Source organism: Pseudomonas sp. FFUP_PS_473, assembly GCF_002858665.1.
In the GTDB taxonomy this organism is placed as follows: Bacteria; Pseudomonadota; Gammaproteobacteria; order Pseudomonadales; family Pseudomonadaceae; genus Aquipseudomonas; species Aquipseudomonas defluvii.
Genome location: NZ_PJQQ01000008.1, coordinates 166,765 through 181,374 on the forward strand (window position 1 = coordinate 166,765; position 14,610 = coordinate 181,374).

Sequence of the window (14,610 nt, forward strand, 5' to 3'; positions counted from 1 at the left end):
CCGCTGACGGCCTGGTGATCAAATCAAGGAATTACAGGGGGCTGGTGTGCCAGCTGAAGCGGTACACGTTGGTTGGCGGTGCCGGGCGGCAACTACCGTTATCGGCGTCGGCACCGACCAGGAACCACTGCGCGCGCGACGTTTCGCCTAATTTACGAGCCTTGTCTGCCTGGAAGCAGCGCTCAAGTTCACTGGCGGGTACCAGTGCATAGGCCTTGGGATGCTCATGCAACCATAAGGCAGCCTGGTCGATCTTCGATCCGCTAAGGAAGCCAAAGTGGATAATTGGCTGCTTCGCGAACAACCAGTGCCCTTCGCGCCAATTGACAAGCACCAGATCGGCACCTTGGGTCAGTGCGGCGGTCTCGTTCATCAGCGTTTCATGTGGATTGCGACCTTCCTTGTGAGCTTCGACAAAACCGCGAGCAAACCAGAGGCAGAACCACAGGATCGCTACTGCTGTGAAAATCTTGCGCCCCATGGGGCGCTGGCCGAACCAGCGGCGAAGCAACCAAGGCACCAAGGGGGCAGCAACCAAGGCCAGGCCTGGCAGCGCCGGGTAGATGTACAACTTGCGTTTGCCGGTGCTCAAGCAGAAGAACAGCACCACGAGAATGACCCAGCCCAGCAATACCAGCACACGCCCGTCGTGCTTGAGCAGTTGCCGGCGCCACGCCGGTACCAGCCAGGGCAAGGCGAGGAACATCGGCAGCCAATACTGCGGGATTACCTTGACGAAAAAGTACCAGAACGGTTCACGGTGATCCCATGCACTGGCGTAGCGATGAGCGGTTTGGCGTAACAGAATTTCCTTGATATAGGCCAGCTCTGCAGCGTTGCCGCTCGACAGCGCTGTTACCACCAAAGGCACTAGCCAGACTGCAATGGCCAGCAGCATGACCAGCAACCCCAGCCACCAGCGTCGCCCTTGCCCAGGCATGGCAACCACACCCTTCCAGCCCTTGCTGACAGCATAGGCGTAGGGGATCAACATGAGCGCGGGGACAAAGCCGACCCCTTTACTGATCACCCCGAAGCCCATCGCCGCACAGCCCAGGTAGAACCAGCCCCAGGCGGGACCAAGCAAAAGATGACGAACCAGGCCGTACATGCCCAGCGCCACCCACAAGCATAAAAAGCTGTCGATCTGGCCAGTACGCAGAATACTGTAGGTCTGGTAGGTGGCAAGGAAGAGCAGGGCAGCAATGCGGCCGACGCGGCGGTTCCACAAGCGACGCCCGAGATCATGCAGCACTACCGTGGCGGTGACCGCCGAAAGTAGCCCGGGCAAGTACAATGCGACCTTTGGCAGGCCCGTCAACCAGGTGAAGAACGCAACCGCCCACATGAACAACGGCGGTTTATCTGGATAGATTTCAGCGGCACGATGTGGAATGAACCAGGAACCGCTTTGCAGCATTTCCAGAGCCACACCAAGAAAGCGCTCTTCGTCGACATTCATTGGTTGACGCAAGCCGAGGCCGGCGCCCACCAGTACAAGGGCTAGCAGGGCAAACGCGAGGCGTTCAGTCCTGTGGGAGGTGAACATACGCACCAGGCTTATTCCTTAAGCGTTTTGTTACGGGCAATCAGCTGCAGATTGCGCAAGTAGACGATGAAGCCGAAGGCTTGACCGGCGATGAAAACCGGGTCTTGCCGGTAGATCGCATACACCAGCAGCAGTGCACTGCCAAGAATGCTCAAGTACCAGAACCCCACAGGAATCAGGCTGCGTTTTTTGACTTCGCTATAGATCCACTGAAGCAAAAAGCGCCCGGTAAAGACAGCCTGCCCGGTAAACCCCAGTATGAGCCAGAGTGTTTCCCGAGTAATGTTCATACATCCACCTCTTGGGGGGTGGCGTCGAAACGGGTACGGCGGATTAGCCACCAGACACCCAGCAGGTCAAGAATCCCCACCAGTGCACGGTCCAGGTTGCCGTACTTCGAGGTCCCGGCCTGGCGATGGCGGTGATTGACTGGATGCACCAGCATTCGGCCTTTATTGCGCTGGATAAGTGCTGGCAGGTAACGGTGCATATGATCGAAGTAGGGCAGGCGCAAGAACGCTGCCCGCTCTATCAGCTTGAGCCCGCAACCGGTGTCTGGCGTAGCGTCCTTGAGCATGCGGCTGCGCAGGCCATTGGCGAATCGCGAAGCCCAGCGCTTGCTGGCCGTATCACGACGGTTCACCCGGTGTCCTGCGACGAGTTTGATGCCGTCGGCATCGCCTTCACTGCCACGAACCAATGCGATCATGCTTGGGATATCGGCGGGGTCATTCTGGCCGTCGCCGTCGAGCGTCACCAGCCAGTGCCCATGCGCGGCCTGGGCGGCGTTATAGATCGAAGTGCTCTGCCCGAGCGAACGCGCCTGATGCAAGATTCTCAACTGATCGAAACCGCCGCTTTTCAGGTTGCGCAGTTTTTCCAGCGTGTTGTCGGTACTACCATCGTCGACCACGATAATCTCGTACGCTTCGCCATCGAGAGCTGCACGTATCTCGTGCAGCAAAGGTGGTAGATTTGCCGCTTCATTCTTTGCTGGAATCAGCACAGAGATGTAAATGTTCTTGCTCATGACGCTCCCGCAACTATTTCTATGGTGTTGTGCCTTGCCTAGACGCGGTAATAGTTTCGGTACCACCTCACAAATTCAGCGACGCCCGTTTGAACTGTAACGGAAGGCGAAAAATCGACCCATTTGGCCAACGCCGAAACATCAGCCCAGGTTTTTTCAACATCGCCTGCCTGCATGGGCAACAAGTTGCGTTTTGCCTTGATACCCAGAGCGGACTCAAGGCACTCAACGAAGTCCAGAAGCTTTACCGGCTGACCGCGGCCAATGTTGTAAAGCTTGCTAGGAACGGCCGGTGCGACGGCGTCCTTCTCTGGCGACTGCCATGACGGAGGTCTTAACCGAAGGCGTACGATGCTCTCGACAATGTCGTCGACGTAGGTAAAGTCGCGTGACATATTTCCGTCGTTGTAGATATCGATTGGCTGGTTTTCGAGGATCGCCCGGGTAAATTTGAACAGCGCCATATCTGGACGTCCCCACGGCCCGTAGACCGTAAAGAAGCGCAAGCCACTGGCCTGAATACCAAACAAGTGGGAGTAACTGTGCGCCATCAGCTCATTGGCACGCTTGCTGGCGGCATACAGCGAAACCGGGTGATCGACGGCATCTTCGATACAGAACGGTAGCTTGTCGTTCGAGCCATAGACCGAGCTGCTCGAGGCGTAGATCAAATGCCGGGGCATGTGATACCGACAGGCTTCGAGCACATTCAGGAATCCAACCAGATTGGATGAGCCGTATGCATCCGGATTATCCAGGGAATAGCGAACGCCGGCCTGTGCAGCGAGGTGTATTACCTCGCTGAAGGCGTGCGCTTCGAACAAGGCGAGCAATGCTGGCTTGTCGACGATGTCCATGGTTTGAAAACGGAAGTTTTTAAACCCTGATAATGCCTTCAACCGGTCACGCTTGAGCTCAACGCTGTAGTAGTCATTGAGGTTGTCGATACCTAGAACGTCGACACCTTGCTCGCACAAGCGTTTAGCCGTGTGGAAGCCGATAAAACCTGCTGCGCCTGTAATCAGTACCGTCATTCGCTGTCCACCCGCCCACGTCCTATGCCGTAGTAGGCAAGGCCTGCGGCGGCCATGTGCTCGGGGTCAAACAGGTTTCTGCCGTCAAACACCACCCGGTCAGCAAGCAGTTGGGGAACCTGCTCCAGGTCAAGCACGCGGAAATCCTGCCATTCGGTGACGATGACCAACGCATCGGCACCTTGCAATGTGCCTTCCTTGGATGACATTAACTGCAAGTCAGAGCGTTGGCCATAATGACGCTCAAACTCCTGCATCGCTTGAGGATCATGGGCCTGAACCCGCGCACCGGCCTTCCACAAGGCTTCCAGCAACACGCGACTGGAGGCTTCACGAATGTCATCAGTGTTGGGTTTGAACGCAAGCCCCCACACCGCGAAGACCTTGCCGCGCAGTTCGTTGCGATAATGGCGCTGTATCTTTTCGAACAAGCGGTGCTTCTGTCGCTGATTGACCGCGTCTACGGCGCGCAACAGTTGGGTGTCGAAATCCACGAGTTCGGCTGTTTTTTGCAAGGCTGAGAGATCCTTGGGGAAACAGGAACCGCCAAAGCCGCAGCCGGGGTAGATGAAGTCGTAACCAATTCGCGAGTCGGAGCCGATGCCACGTCTGACCATCTCGATATCGGCACCCAAATGCTCCGCCAGGTTGGCCATCTCGTTGATGAAGGAGATTTTCGTGGCGAGCATGCAGTTAGCGGCGTACTTGGTGAGTTCGGCGCTGCGCGCATCCATCTCGATGATTTTTTCGCGATTCCGGCTGAACGGTTGGTAAAGCTCGCGAATCAATTCAATGGTGGCAGGTTGTGCGCCCCCAATAATGATGCGCTCAGGTCGCATGCAATCATTGACGGCGGAGCCTTCCTTGAGGAACTCGGGGTTGCTGACAACTTCAAAACGTAGCGCGCTGCCGTTGGATCGATCGGCAATCATGCTTTTGATCCGGTCGACGGTGCCTACAGGAGAGGTCGATTTATTGATAATGACCTTGTCGTGTGTGGCGTAAGCCATCAGTGTTTCGACCACCGCGAAAACGTTGCGCAGGTCAGCACTGCCGTCCTCACAGGGAGGGGTGCCCACTGCAATAAAGACGATGTCAGCAAAGGCAGTAGCCAACGCGGCGTCCGTGGTGAACTGGAGCCGCCCTGACGCGAGGTTTTTTTCCAACAAAGCTGGGAGACCGGGCTCGAAAATAGGGCAGTGCCCTTCAAGCAGAGAAGCTATACGCTGCTCGTCGACATCCACACAGCACACCGAATGCCCGACTTCGGCAAGGCATGCAGCTTGTGTAAGACCGACGTAGCCGGTTCCAAAAACAGTGACCTTCATCCTTTGCTATTCCTTATCGAAACGCATGCTATAAACCTGGTAGCAGGCAGGCCAAGATGCTTTGCGAGAGCTCTGAAAAAAAATGTCACAAATTTGTTAAAATTTTGTTATTGCACCAAATTAATCCAGAAATACAGGAATGCCGCTCAGCCTTGCAGGGCAAGGTGCGGTTCGCGGTAAACGGCTGGGTGTTTGGCTGAAAGAGGGTAGTCGATACAGTGATTACGGCCAGTTTCGCAGAACTGGAAATTCGCTTGTGAAGGGGGCGCCTGGGCCAAGAGCCCATAGATAGGCCTGCTTGTGGATGAAGGGGATTGCTCGAGATGGAAAAGGCGTACCGCAGAAGCCGGCCATCGAAACAGGAGGGAAGAGCACTCAGGGCTTGCGTAACGCGCGCGCAGGGTCCCTCGGCTGGAAGGCCGTTGATCGTTAAGGTGGAATTTTTCGCCAAGCCTTCGTACAGCATGCTCAATCACCTTGATCTGCAATGTCCGCCATTTGGGCGTCGGTGACGGCCTGCCGTCGCATTGCATTTCTTGTTTTTATTGTTGGGCCGATAGACCCATGCCTCATCATGCGTCGAACCTCAGCCTAGAGCGTTATGGCTGCGCCGGAGTTGTGCTACATCAGGTTTTCGCATGCTACCTAGCGATTGAGGAAAATTCCAGCGCAGGAAGACCCGAAACAAAGTGCAACACGCGTAGGGCAAGGGCCTGCACGGAGGAGGGTGTGGCCTTGCCAGGCTTAAGAAGAACGCAGGGTTTCTTACCGTAATAGACTTATAGTTATACGGTTCTTGTTGTATATTCTTACGAATAATAACCAGCGACTATCACGTGATGAGAGAACCAGAAAGGCGCGCTACTGCTCTAGCGTTGTACCCAGAGGACACACAAGAAGCGGCGGCCTTGCTGAAGCAAGCTGTACCCCTGATGATGCGTCACAGCATCCCTACCAACCCTGTGCACTACGCGCTTTGGTATACGTACTGTAGAGGGCAGGAGCCCGAGCTCAATCACCAACTGGATCGGCTTGTCCTGGAGGAAGGCGGTTTCCCCGCAGAGTCCGCCACCAAGCTCTTTCGCGACTTCATCATTCGAGACGAGTTGGAAGAGGCCCGCGCCGGGCAACAGCAAGCTATCGACCTCGTTGACGACATGGAGCGTGACGTCTCGCATAGCGTAAAGGTTAACCTGAACTTCCAGGCCAGCCTGGAGCATTGCATAGAGATGCTTGATGAACCGATCGCCTTGCCCAGCATACTGAGCGAGTTGCAACAGAGCACCCAGCTCATACAGGATCAACAGGCGCTTTTTCTCGGCCAGCTGCGCGCGGCCCAAAACGAGATCACCAGTCTGCGAGCAAAGCTTGAACGCGTTCAACTCGCGGCTACGGTCGACAGCCTGACACAGGTATTCAACCGAAACACCTTCACACGCTTGCTGGAGCAAGCACTGAGCAAAGGGCCTGATGGCGTAGCATTGGTCATGCTGGACATTGACCACTTCAAGCAGTTCAACGACCAGTACGGGCATCCACTAGGTGATCGCGTACTGCAGCATGTTGGCCAACTACTCCGCAACGCCCTTCCTCCTCATGGCGTAGCGGCGCGCTATGGCGGCGAAGAATTCTGCGTCATCCTGCAACGATGTGCCGATATTGATAGCGTCTATGCCTTTGCCGAGCAGTTGCGCCTGAAAATCCGAACGCTGCGAATCAAGACACGGAGCACAGATGAATTGCTCGACACCGTGACCGCATCATTCGGCGTTGCCTTTGCCGAAAGTGATGACAGCGTGGAGAGTCTTATCACGCGTGCCGACGATGCTCTGTACCGTGCCAAGCGCAATGGCCGTAACCAGGTACAGTGACATTAGCGAGGGGCTGTCAACAGGGCAGGGTGGCGAGTTGCACCTGCCCTATGTCAGCCGCTTTATCGTGGCGTCTGCAGCATGAAGGCTACACGCCGTCCGGGATCTTCGATTGCATCATTTTTCTTCGATCCAGTCTTCTACCGTCCACAATGAACGTGCCATCCCCCACAGCATGAAGCGTTCGCTGCTCTTTGCGTGAACTGTCGAAGTATGCGGCGATGCCTTCAAGGACAACGATGTTGTATTTTTCGACGATATCAATGACCTTGCATTCGATATTCGCCACGCACTCTTTAATCAAGGGCGCCCTAACATGCTTTCCTTTCACTGGCGTTAGCCCGAACGTTGCAAATTTGTTGGTGTCGGCGCCACTGCAGGTTCCAATACCCACAACATGATCAATCAGATCCACCGTAGGAATTGAAATCACGCACGCCCTGGATTTACTGAGCGCGGCGTATGAGTAGTTCCAAGGCCCCGTGGTGATCGCAATGATCGGCGTAAAGTCAACCACCATGGTCCACGAGAGGGTCATTATATTGTTCTTCTCACCCTCATTCGTGGTAACGAAAACAACCGGACCTGATTCGATCAGCGTGAACGCTTTACTGATGTTCATCTTTTCCATCACGTTGCGCTCACTCCAGCGTTTTTTTAGATCTGCCGTCGAGGGTGACACCATGACGCAGTACGTCAATACAGAATTCCGCTTCATAAGGCGGAACGTTGCATTCGACAATATCATGGGCAGCGACTTGTAGATGTACACCGACAATATCGGCATGGACTGGTTGTTGACAGACATGCCGGTCGACCAGTACTGCAGTGTAGATCCGGCGAGCGCCGAGTTGCGCGAGATAAGCGCAGGTACGCAGGAGCGAGTGGCCTTCAAAAAGCACATCATCGACAATCAACAAGGTGTTACCCGCGAGGTCTAGCGCACCCAGAAGCGGGTTTTCGGTCAATTGCGTGTAGGTATGCAGCACTTTCAGGTCATCGGCATAGCGCTTGACCTTCAGCGGATACAGCGGCAGTTCCGGCAGGCCGGTCTGACATGACAGAAGTCGTTGTAAACGCTGGGCCAGGGGCTCACCACGGCGCTGGATACCGATCAGTACGGCTTGAGTAGGCGGCAACAGCGCAGCAGCCTGTCTTGCCATCGCCTGCAATATGCAATCGAGTTCATCACTGTCGTACAAACGCAACCGCTGACCCGAAGGTGTGATCGGCATGGCACGCTCCCGTTGAGGGCGACAGATTGATCATAGCCCAAGGGGTGGTGTTGCTTTGGCGATTTCCCATGAAGTAAGGGCAGGGTTAGTAGTGGGGTGAATCACCGTGATTCATAATTTGGCGTACCCGATGGGTCAGGGCGCTTCTACCTATATTTTCGCATCGCCGTAAATATCTTCGATCTGCTGCCCCTGAAGGACCTGTATTGGCTAAGTGCCAGATCAGAGAGGCGAGGACTGCTAATGCGCAGGAAAATCCGCCTTGACGGCGATGGACCTTCTTCAGCCCCATCAACGGCAGGCGGATGTAAACGGTTTCCGCGGGCTACTGAATCAGCGGCACGCCACTGAGCTTCTGCAACTGGTCGAAGTCGATATCGGCACAGATCTCTAACACTTTCAGTCCATCGGACGTCACTTCCAGCACGGCCAGGTCGGTGTAGATGCGACTGACGCAACCGATGCCGGTCAGGGGGTAAGTGCACTCGGGCACGAGCTTGCTTTCGCCTGACTTGGTCAGGTGGTCCATCATCACGAACACCTGGCGGGCGCCTGTGGCGAGGTCCATCGCGCCGCCTACGGCCGGGATTGAACCTTCGGCGCCGGTGTGCCAGTTGGCAAGATCGCCCTTGACCGACACTTGGAAGGCGCCCAGTACGGCGATGTCAAGGTGGCCGCCACGCATCATCGAGAAGGAATCGGCGTGGTGGAAGTAGGCGCCACCGGTGAGCAGGGTCACGTGCTGCTTGCCTGCGTTGATCAGGTCATCGTCTTCCTCGCCTGGAGCGGGGCTCGGGCCCATGCCCAGTAGACCGTTCTCGCTGTGCAGGAATACTTCCTTGTCGCCCAGGTAGTTGGCCACCAGGGTCGGTGCGCCGATGCCCAGGTTTACGTACGCGCCTTCCTGGATGTCTGCAGCCACGCGCTGGGCCATCTCGGTGCGGGAGAACTTTTTGGTGATGGTCATGGCAGGCCTCAGACAGCTTTGGCGATCGAAGAAGCGGCAGCGCCGGTGACGGCGACCACGCGCTGGACAAAGATACCCGGGGTGATGATGTGTTCCGGGTCCAGCTCACCGAGTTCGACGATCTGGTCGACCTGGGCGATGGCAGTCTTGGCGGCCATGGCCATGATCGGGCCGAAGTTGCGGGCGGCCTTGCGGTAGATCAGGTTGCCCCAACGGTCACCCTTGTGCGCCTTGATCAGCGCGAAGTCGGCGTGCAGCGGCATTTCCAGAACGTACTGGCGGCCGTCGATTTCTCGGGTTTCCTTGCCCTCGGCAAGCAGGGTGCCGTAGCCGGTCGGCGAGAAGAAGGCACCGATGCCTGAGCCCGCAGCGCGGATACGCTCGGCCAGGTTACCTTGCGGTACCACTTCCAGCTCGATCTTGCCGGCTCGGTACAGTTCGTCGAACACGTAGGAGTCCGACTGGCGCGGGAAAGAGCAGACCACCTTACGTACGCTGCCCGCCTTGAGCAGAGCAGCAAGACCGACCTCACCGTTGCCGGCATTGTTGCTGATGATGGTCAGGTCGCGGGTACCGGTGGCGATCAGGGCATCGATCAGCTCAGACGGCATGCCGGCAGTGCCAAAGCCACCGACCATGATGGTCGAACCGTCGGTGATCCCTTCCACCGCGCTGGCGATGGACTCAAACGTTTTATTAATCAAAGCGAGCTCCTGGTTTTCCTGGAGTGTGAGTTGTCAAGCTGGCCCTCGCGCTGCGAAGCGGTGGGCCAATCAGCACCTAGGAAGTATTTGGTGACTGCGCAATAGCGTGCCGCAAGATTGGGCACAAGTAGAGAGACCTAAACGGATGTTGTGCGGTTATCGAACTGTTGTGCGAGATGCGACCATCAGATAGTGCCTGGAGAGCACAGGCAGCCGAGAACGCTTGGCTATGCTGGTTTCCCAGCGGCATTTACGGACAAGGGGCGGTAGCGAAGTATCACCTGAAGGCCATAGAACCCATGCGGGCTGGCATCTTGGGGCGGCAGGTCACCTAGTCACAGATGGCGGTTGAGGAGGAGGTTTTATGGGGCTAATTAACGCCCGGAATGTATTAATTCGCTTAAAGGTAAACGCTGTGAACCACCATAGAGCCGAGATAAGGCAGCGTGCGGTTTTCGCGGACTAATCGATGGGGCGATTTATAACTCGACTAAATAGTCATTTAGTCGAGTTATAACCTGATCGAATATTTAAAGGGTAGGGTACTGCAATAACGCTAAAGTTTGAAGCCTCTTGCGTGAGCCCTGTCCTGAAGCTTTGACTGAATGCCATCCCCTCAGAGAGCCCGTAATACTCGCATGAAGCTACATTTGCAGCCCTGGAGAGCTCCACGCTGCGGCTCGATATCTGGCAAAAGCACTGGCTGAGTATGATTTACGCAGCCAAAAAGGAATTAGAGATGCGTTGTACACGCCGCTTGATGAGGTGTATTGGCGGGAAGATCAGGCTATAAAAAAGTGCGCCGAATGATCAGGTGTTGAGTCAGAAAATAGCTCTAGCAAGGGAGCTTCGTCGGCAGCATTTTAACGAACCTGAGCGTGGACCAGGTGGAGCCCGTCACGCTGTCATCAACGCTATCCGGCATGCTTGGCTGGTCTGCCATGAAGGTTCCAGCTCTGTTAACTACGCTCGGCAAACAGACTACTGCGGCGACCACAGTGGGCCGCTGCATGATTTCATTCGGTCTGTAACTGAGCTTCTACGAACCGCACGGAACATAGATGGGCTGCACCGTGAAATTCGGTCGCTCGATCTTCAAATAATGCAGCTCATCACAGTTGCTATCCGTTTGCATGACGCTGTAACCGTTCATGGCCAGTGTGAGCGTAATGATATGGTGAGCCTGGCTTCAAATCTGACCACCCTCGGCCCCGGTAGCTCCATACGAAGGTGCTTATAATGTATATTATGTTAAATAGTGTTTCTAAAAAGATAGTGATGATGTGACCGGTACCTAAAAACCTGAATTGTAACCGTTGCGAATCACGGACACTCTTACCCCTTAAACCCCCTCAACCCCCAGCCCATAAGGCCTCCAGCCTCTCGGGGTTGCTTCCAAACGCCAGCAAACCTCAGAAATGCGGACACTTCTACCTCTGAGCGCCTTCCGCAAACCTCTGAATTCATTGGGTCTCGTCAAAAAACGCCCGTTTGAACCGTTGCTCCGGTTTTCTGCGCTATCAGGACACTCGAGTAATCTGCGGGATTTCCAGAACCACCCCTGTAAGCGAGTAAATCCAAAGCCTCCAGGTTTTTTTGCACCTAATGCGGACACCTTCCTGCGCACACGGCGAACCCCATAATCAGGACACTTTCCGTATTTTCAACGCTCAACGAGCCACAGTTCTCATCTGAAATACACGCACCCTGTGGCCCCTAAAGCCCAGCACCACCAAGCAAGCAAACGCTCCAAGCCACGCGCTCCGGGCCTCACAGGAGTCCCTCGATGTCGATCCTGGAATTTAGCTCCCTGGAAACCTCCTAGTAGCCAAGCTGTCGCACAGCTCATCCACGAACGACGCTCCGAGCCGTTTTCCTGCGAACGCGACGAAAATGCGGACACTTTCCAAAGCCCGCCCTGAGCAACCACCAGGCGGGATCCCCGATTCTGCTGCCTTTGGTGTTATTTGCGGTGAATGCGGACACTTTCCGAAATCAACCTGCCCGACAATAATGCGGACACTTTCGTTTGAATAAGCTTGTAATGCGGACACTTTCGGGAGCGAAATGGACATTGGGGTTATGAGGCGTATTTGTACGTATATTGCCACTTCACGCCAGTGACTAAAGAGCCTTAAAGAGGCTTCCTCATCCTACAAACAATATAAAGGGAATTCGCATAGCTCCTTAGGCCCCGCCCCTCAAGGTGGCGACTGAAGCGAAAATAACAATATTCTTATAAACCGAAATTTATCTGGGCGACAAGGAATTACCAATGCCTGACGCTGCCAGATGCGAATTGGTCATATATGACGCAGCGAGGCAGATCCACAACTCCGAATATCGCTTAATGCGTTTCTTGTCATATGTCAAGCAAGCATGATAGTCACTGACGGATGGAGTGGATGGGCGAAAAATTTGCCGAGGTTGCGGCCGGCCAAACTTGGCGCTACTATCCGGCAATTCCCATTAACTATGGTCAGTCGATTGAAGTGAGTAATTGAAGCGGGCGGTGCAGGAGGTAAAAACTTCCTAAAACAGCCAGATTAGGAAGTTTCAATTGCTGACGTCGACCGCCCTTATACGGTATGTAAGATGACCTGCAATCCCCGGCCCATATTTGAATCTCACAGTGATTTCGTTGATCAAGATTTCACTGTAGGCCGGCCATCGATCGCCAGCGTAGCGCGATTTTTGGAAGGCTTTGCTCCCGAACTCAAGGCCATTCCAGGGTTTCTGGCCATCAGGGGCTATCTGAGGTGTTATGCCGACAACGCGCTTACATACAGCACGTACCGAGGCCACGTTGAGCGGCTATTTCTCTGGGCGCTGATCGTCCGCCAGAAGCCTGTGCACGAGTTGAAACGGCTTGATGCCGAAGCGTATCTTGAGTTTTGCAAGCACCCGCCAGCCACTTGGGTTGGGCCAGTCATTCGTAATCGGTTCATTTCAGAAGATGCTTTAAGTAGTGCTGATCAGCCACCGGGCCTGGAGTTAGCGGCCAACCCAAAATGGAAGCCTTTCACACTGCGCGCCCCGAAACAAAATCGCAGCCTAAGTGAAAGTTTTGTGGATAATTCGTCGACCGACTATCACTCATCAACCGGTAGCATGAGCAATGTATTTAAGATTGCAAACGGCTTTTATGAGTATCTAGTGGAAGAAGAAATCGCCAGTTCGAATCCGTTTCGCAAGGTTACTAAAAAGGGGCAGTACAGTTCATCTCAGCTAGAATCCAGCACTTCTCGGGCGTTAACCCCTTTGCAATGGGATTATGTGATTGATACTGCAGAATCCATGGCCGCTGCTGACCCAAGGAAACATGAGCGCACCCTATTCGTGCTCGTTACGATGTTTAGCATGTATTTGCGCATATCGGACATCGTAGGGCGTACAAACTGGCAGCCCACCATGGGGGACTTTCGTCTAGATGCTGATGGGAACTGGTGGTTCCATGTTGTGGGTAAGGGCAACAAGTCCGGAAAAATCGCAGTGCGTGATGAGTATGTAACGAAGTATCTCACAAGGTACCGTACTTTCATTGGACTGAGTCCATTGCCTACTTATCAGGAGAAAACTCCACTCCTGAAAACGCTGAGCGGTCGCCCAGGCCTCTCGGATCGACAGGTGCGCGCCCTCCTCCAAACCGTTTTTGATCAAGCGCTCGTCAGAATGCGTGAAGAAGGACGTGAGCCTTATGAAATGGACAGCCTGCGCGTAGCATCATCGCACTGGCTACGTCATACCTCGGCGACCTTTGATGCGCCGTTCAGAAACGCGAAGGATCTCCAGTACGACCTGAGGCATTCCAACCTGGCGACTACCCAGAACACTTACTACCACTCACATGATCAAGAGCGAGCGCGGTCGGTCAAGCACTTAGGAACGCGAGACAGAGGCTGATGCTGCGCTGCCCTGCTCTTGCGTCACCATCTTGATGCTGCTAATCACAGCGTCAACAGTAGTGCCCGGGCGTCTCCCTGCGTGAGCTTCAGCGTACCGGTAGCCGGGGCGGCGGAAAACGGCCTGAGCGCTGATACCTACCCTTGATGTCCGCCAAGCCCTGGCCCGCGATAGCATCGTGGGCAAAAGGGCCAATTCGAGATCACTATCGCGGTGAAACCAGTCGCAGGAACTCCTGTGGGCTGGGCACTGCCTGCGGCATGGCTGTCGTGAACCAAGCCCCGACTGCGTCTGGGTCTTGGCCCTCCGGGCTTCCATCCTCGTGCTTGCGCGCTCCGCTTTCCTCATGGCTTCGATTAAAAAGTGCCCGGGCAGACATCATGCGACGTGTAGCGGCGGGCTTGCTCCATGGGCATCATGAATAAAACAACAACAATAAAGTCCGCACCCATTAGTTTATCGATCGCTACTGTTTTCGCCTTCATCCCGCAGCAGGCTCCCGCTTTACACAGGCGTGGAAAAGCGGCCAGAACACGAGGGACGGCAGGTGATATGGCAGGTCGCTGCCCGCCGCAGCACCTACAAACACTTGAGCAAACGCAGCGTGCTCTACCAAGCCAAGCGCAAGATCGAAAAGGCCAAGGCGCAAGTGCGTGCGAAGGTGGAGCACCCGTTCCGGGTGATCAAACGCCAGTTCGGCTATGTAAAGACTCGTTTTCGCGGCTTGGCCAAGAACACGGCGCAACTGACCACGCTGTTTGCCCTGTCGAATCTGTGGATGGTGCGCCGGCAATTATTGCCTGCTGCGGGAGAGGTGCGCCCGTGAGTCCGGATAACCAAGGCTTTGCCTTGGTTATCCAATAATCAGCGACTGAAAAGCGGGCTTTTCGGCATCCCTAAGCCGCCCATTTCTGAATCGCCCCTGGTTTTCTAGACACTCTCCAAGCTCAGGAAATAGCGTTTCTCATACTCTACTGGAGACAGCTGCA

11 protein-coding genes and 1 pseudogene are annotated in these 14,610 nt (G+C 55.0%); 3 read left to right on the forward strand and 9 right to left on the reverse strand.

Annotated elements, in window-relative coordinates:
- Nucleotides 1-31: 31 nt before the first annotated feature.
- Genes CYD26_RS08000 through CYD26_RS08020 form a run of 5 tightly spaced genes read right to left on the reverse strand, consistent with a single transcriptional unit; the run spans nt 32 to nt 4,941 of the window.
- A complete protein-coding gene (locus CYD26_RS08000; RefSeq protein ID WP_256587988.1) occupies nt 32-1,549 on the reverse strand; it encodes a glycosyltransferase family 39 protein in 1,518 nt (505 codons plus the stop codon).
- A gap of 11 nt (nt 1,550-1,560) precedes the next feature.
- Complete coding sequence (locus tag CYD26_RS08005; protein WP_099774808.1) at nt 1,561-1,839, reverse strand: lipid-A-disaccharide synthase N-terminal domain-containing protein; 279 nt, start codon at nt 1,837-1,839, stop codon at nt 1,561-1,563.
- Nucleotides 1,836-2,579, reverse strand: a complete 744-nt coding sequence (locus CYD26_RS08010) for a glycosyltransferase family 2 protein (protein ID WP_102052330.1) — start codon at nt 2,577-2,579, stop codon at nt 1,836-1,838. The genes CYD26_RS08005 and CYD26_RS08010 overlap by 4 nt, the downstream gene beginning before the upstream one ends.
- 38 nt (nt 2,580-2,617) lie before the next feature.
- The gene (locus CYD26_RS08015) at nt 2,618-3,613 is read right to left on the reverse strand and encodes an NAD-dependent epimerase (protein WP_099774811.1); all 996 of its coding nucleotides are present in this window, start codon (nt 3,611-3,613) and stop codon (nt 2,618-2,620) included.
- On the reverse strand, nt 3,610-4,941 hold the full coding sequence (locus tag CYD26_RS08020; protein ID WP_099774813.1) for a UDP-glucose/GDP-mannose dehydrogenase family protein: 1,332 nt from the start codon (nt 4,939-4,941) through the stop codon (nt 3,610-3,612). Before CYD26_RS08020 ends, CYD26_RS08015 begins: the two co-directional genes overlap by 4 nt.
- A gap of 839 nt (nt 4,942-5,780) precedes the next feature.
- On the opposite strand from CYD26_RS08020, the gene CYD26_RS08025 reads away from it, so the two are divergent.
- Nucleotides 5,781-6,812 (forward strand): GGDEF domain-containing protein, encoded by a 1,032-nt coding sequence (locus CYD26_RS08025; RefSeq protein ID WP_065757766.1) that lies wholly within the window; start codon nt 5,781-5,783, stop codon nt 6,810-6,812.
- An 88-nt stretch (nt 6,813-6,900) separates the two neighbouring features.
- Here CYD26_RS08025 and CYD26_RS08030 read toward each other — a convergent pair whose 3' ends face one another.
- From CYD26_RS08030 to CYD26_RS08045, 4 genes are all read right to left on the reverse strand, one after another.
- Entirely contained in the window at nt 6,901-7,443 is a 543-nt protein-coding gene (locus tag CYD26_RS08030) for a flavin reductase family protein (protein WP_102052331.1), read from the reverse strand.
- Nucleotides 7,444-7,453: 10 nt separating this feature from the next.
- Nucleotides 7,454-8,047: a phosphoribosyltransferase family protein gene (locus CYD26_RS08035; protein WP_102052332.1), complete on the reverse strand. Its 594-nt coding sequence runs from the start codon at nt 8,045-8,047 to the stop codon at nt 7,454-7,456.
- Between the two features lie 325 nt (nt 8,048-8,372).
- Nucleotides 8,373-9,014, reverse strand: coding sequence for a 3-oxoacid CoA-transferase subunit B (locus tag CYD26_RS08040; protein WP_099774821.1), 642 nt, complete (start codon nt 9,012-9,014; stop codon nt 8,373-8,375).
- Nucleotides 9,015-9,022: 8 nt separating this feature from the next.
- Nucleotides 9,023-9,718, reverse strand: coding sequence for a 3-oxoacid CoA-transferase subunit A (locus tag CYD26_RS08045; protein WP_065757762.1), 696 nt, complete (start codon nt 9,716-9,718; stop codon nt 9,023-9,025).
- A 2,595-nt stretch (nt 9,719-12,313) separates the two neighbouring features.
- On the opposite strand from CYD26_RS08045, the gene CYD26_RS08050 reads away from it, so the two are divergent.
- Both CYD26_RS08050 and CYD26_RS08055 read left to right on the forward strand, forming a co-directional pair.
- On the forward strand, nt 12,314-13,621 hold the full coding sequence (locus CYD26_RS08050; RefSeq protein WP_102052333.1) for a site-specific integrase: 1,308 nt from the start codon (nt 12,314-12,316) through the stop codon (nt 13,619-13,621).
- A 505-nt stretch (nt 13,622-14,126) separates the two neighbouring features.
- A pseudogene (locus tag CYD26_RS08055) lies at nt 14,127-14,447 on the forward strand (transposase); the annotation flags it as partial.
- Nucleotides 14,448-14,610: the final 163 nt, after the last annotated feature.

What these genes read in the sequence shown, in the direction of transcription:
- CYD26_RS08000 (WP_256587988.1), bottom strand. Translation starts at nt 1,549, where the DNA reads ATGTTCACCTCCCACAGGACTGAACGCCTCGCGTTTGCCCTGCTAGCC.
- CYD26_RS08025 (WP_065757766.1), top strand. Translation starts at nt 5,781, where the DNA reads ATGAGAGAACCAGAAAGGCGCGCTACTGCTCTAGCGTTGTACCCAGAG.
- CYD26_RS08005 (WP_099774808.1), bottom strand. Translation starts at nt 1,839, where the DNA reads ATGAACATTACTCGGGAAACACTCTGGCTCATACTGGGGTTTACCGGG.
- CYD26_RS08030 (WP_102052331.1), bottom strand. Translation starts at nt 7,443, where the DNA reads ATGGAAAAGATGAACATCAGTAAAGCGTTCACGCTGATCGAATCAGGT.
- CYD26_RS08040 (WP_099774821.1), bottom strand. Translation starts at nt 9,014, where the DNA reads ATGACCATCACCAAAAAGTTCTCCCGCACCGAGATGGCCCAGCGCGTG.
- CYD26_RS08050 (WP_102052333.1), top strand. Translation starts at nt 12,314, where the DNA reads ATGACCTGCAATCCCCGGCCCATATTTGAATCTCACAGTGATTTCGTT.
- CYD26_RS08035 (WP_102052332.1), bottom strand. Translation starts at nt 8,047, where the DNA reads ATGCCGATCACACCTTCGGGTCAGCGGTTGCGTTTGTACGACAGTGAT.
- CYD26_RS08015 (WP_099774811.1), bottom strand. Translation starts at nt 3,613, where the DNA reads ATGACGGTACTGATTACAGGCGCAGCAGGTTTTATCGGCTTCCACACG.
- CYD26_RS08020 (WP_099774813.1), bottom strand. Translation starts at nt 4,941, where the DNA reads ATGAAGGTCACTGTTTTTGGAACCGGCTACGTCGGTCTTACACAAGCT.
- CYD26_RS08010 (WP_102052330.1), bottom strand. Translation starts at nt 2,579, where the DNA reads ATGAGCAAGAACATTTACATCTCTGTGCTGATTCCAGCAAAGAATGAA.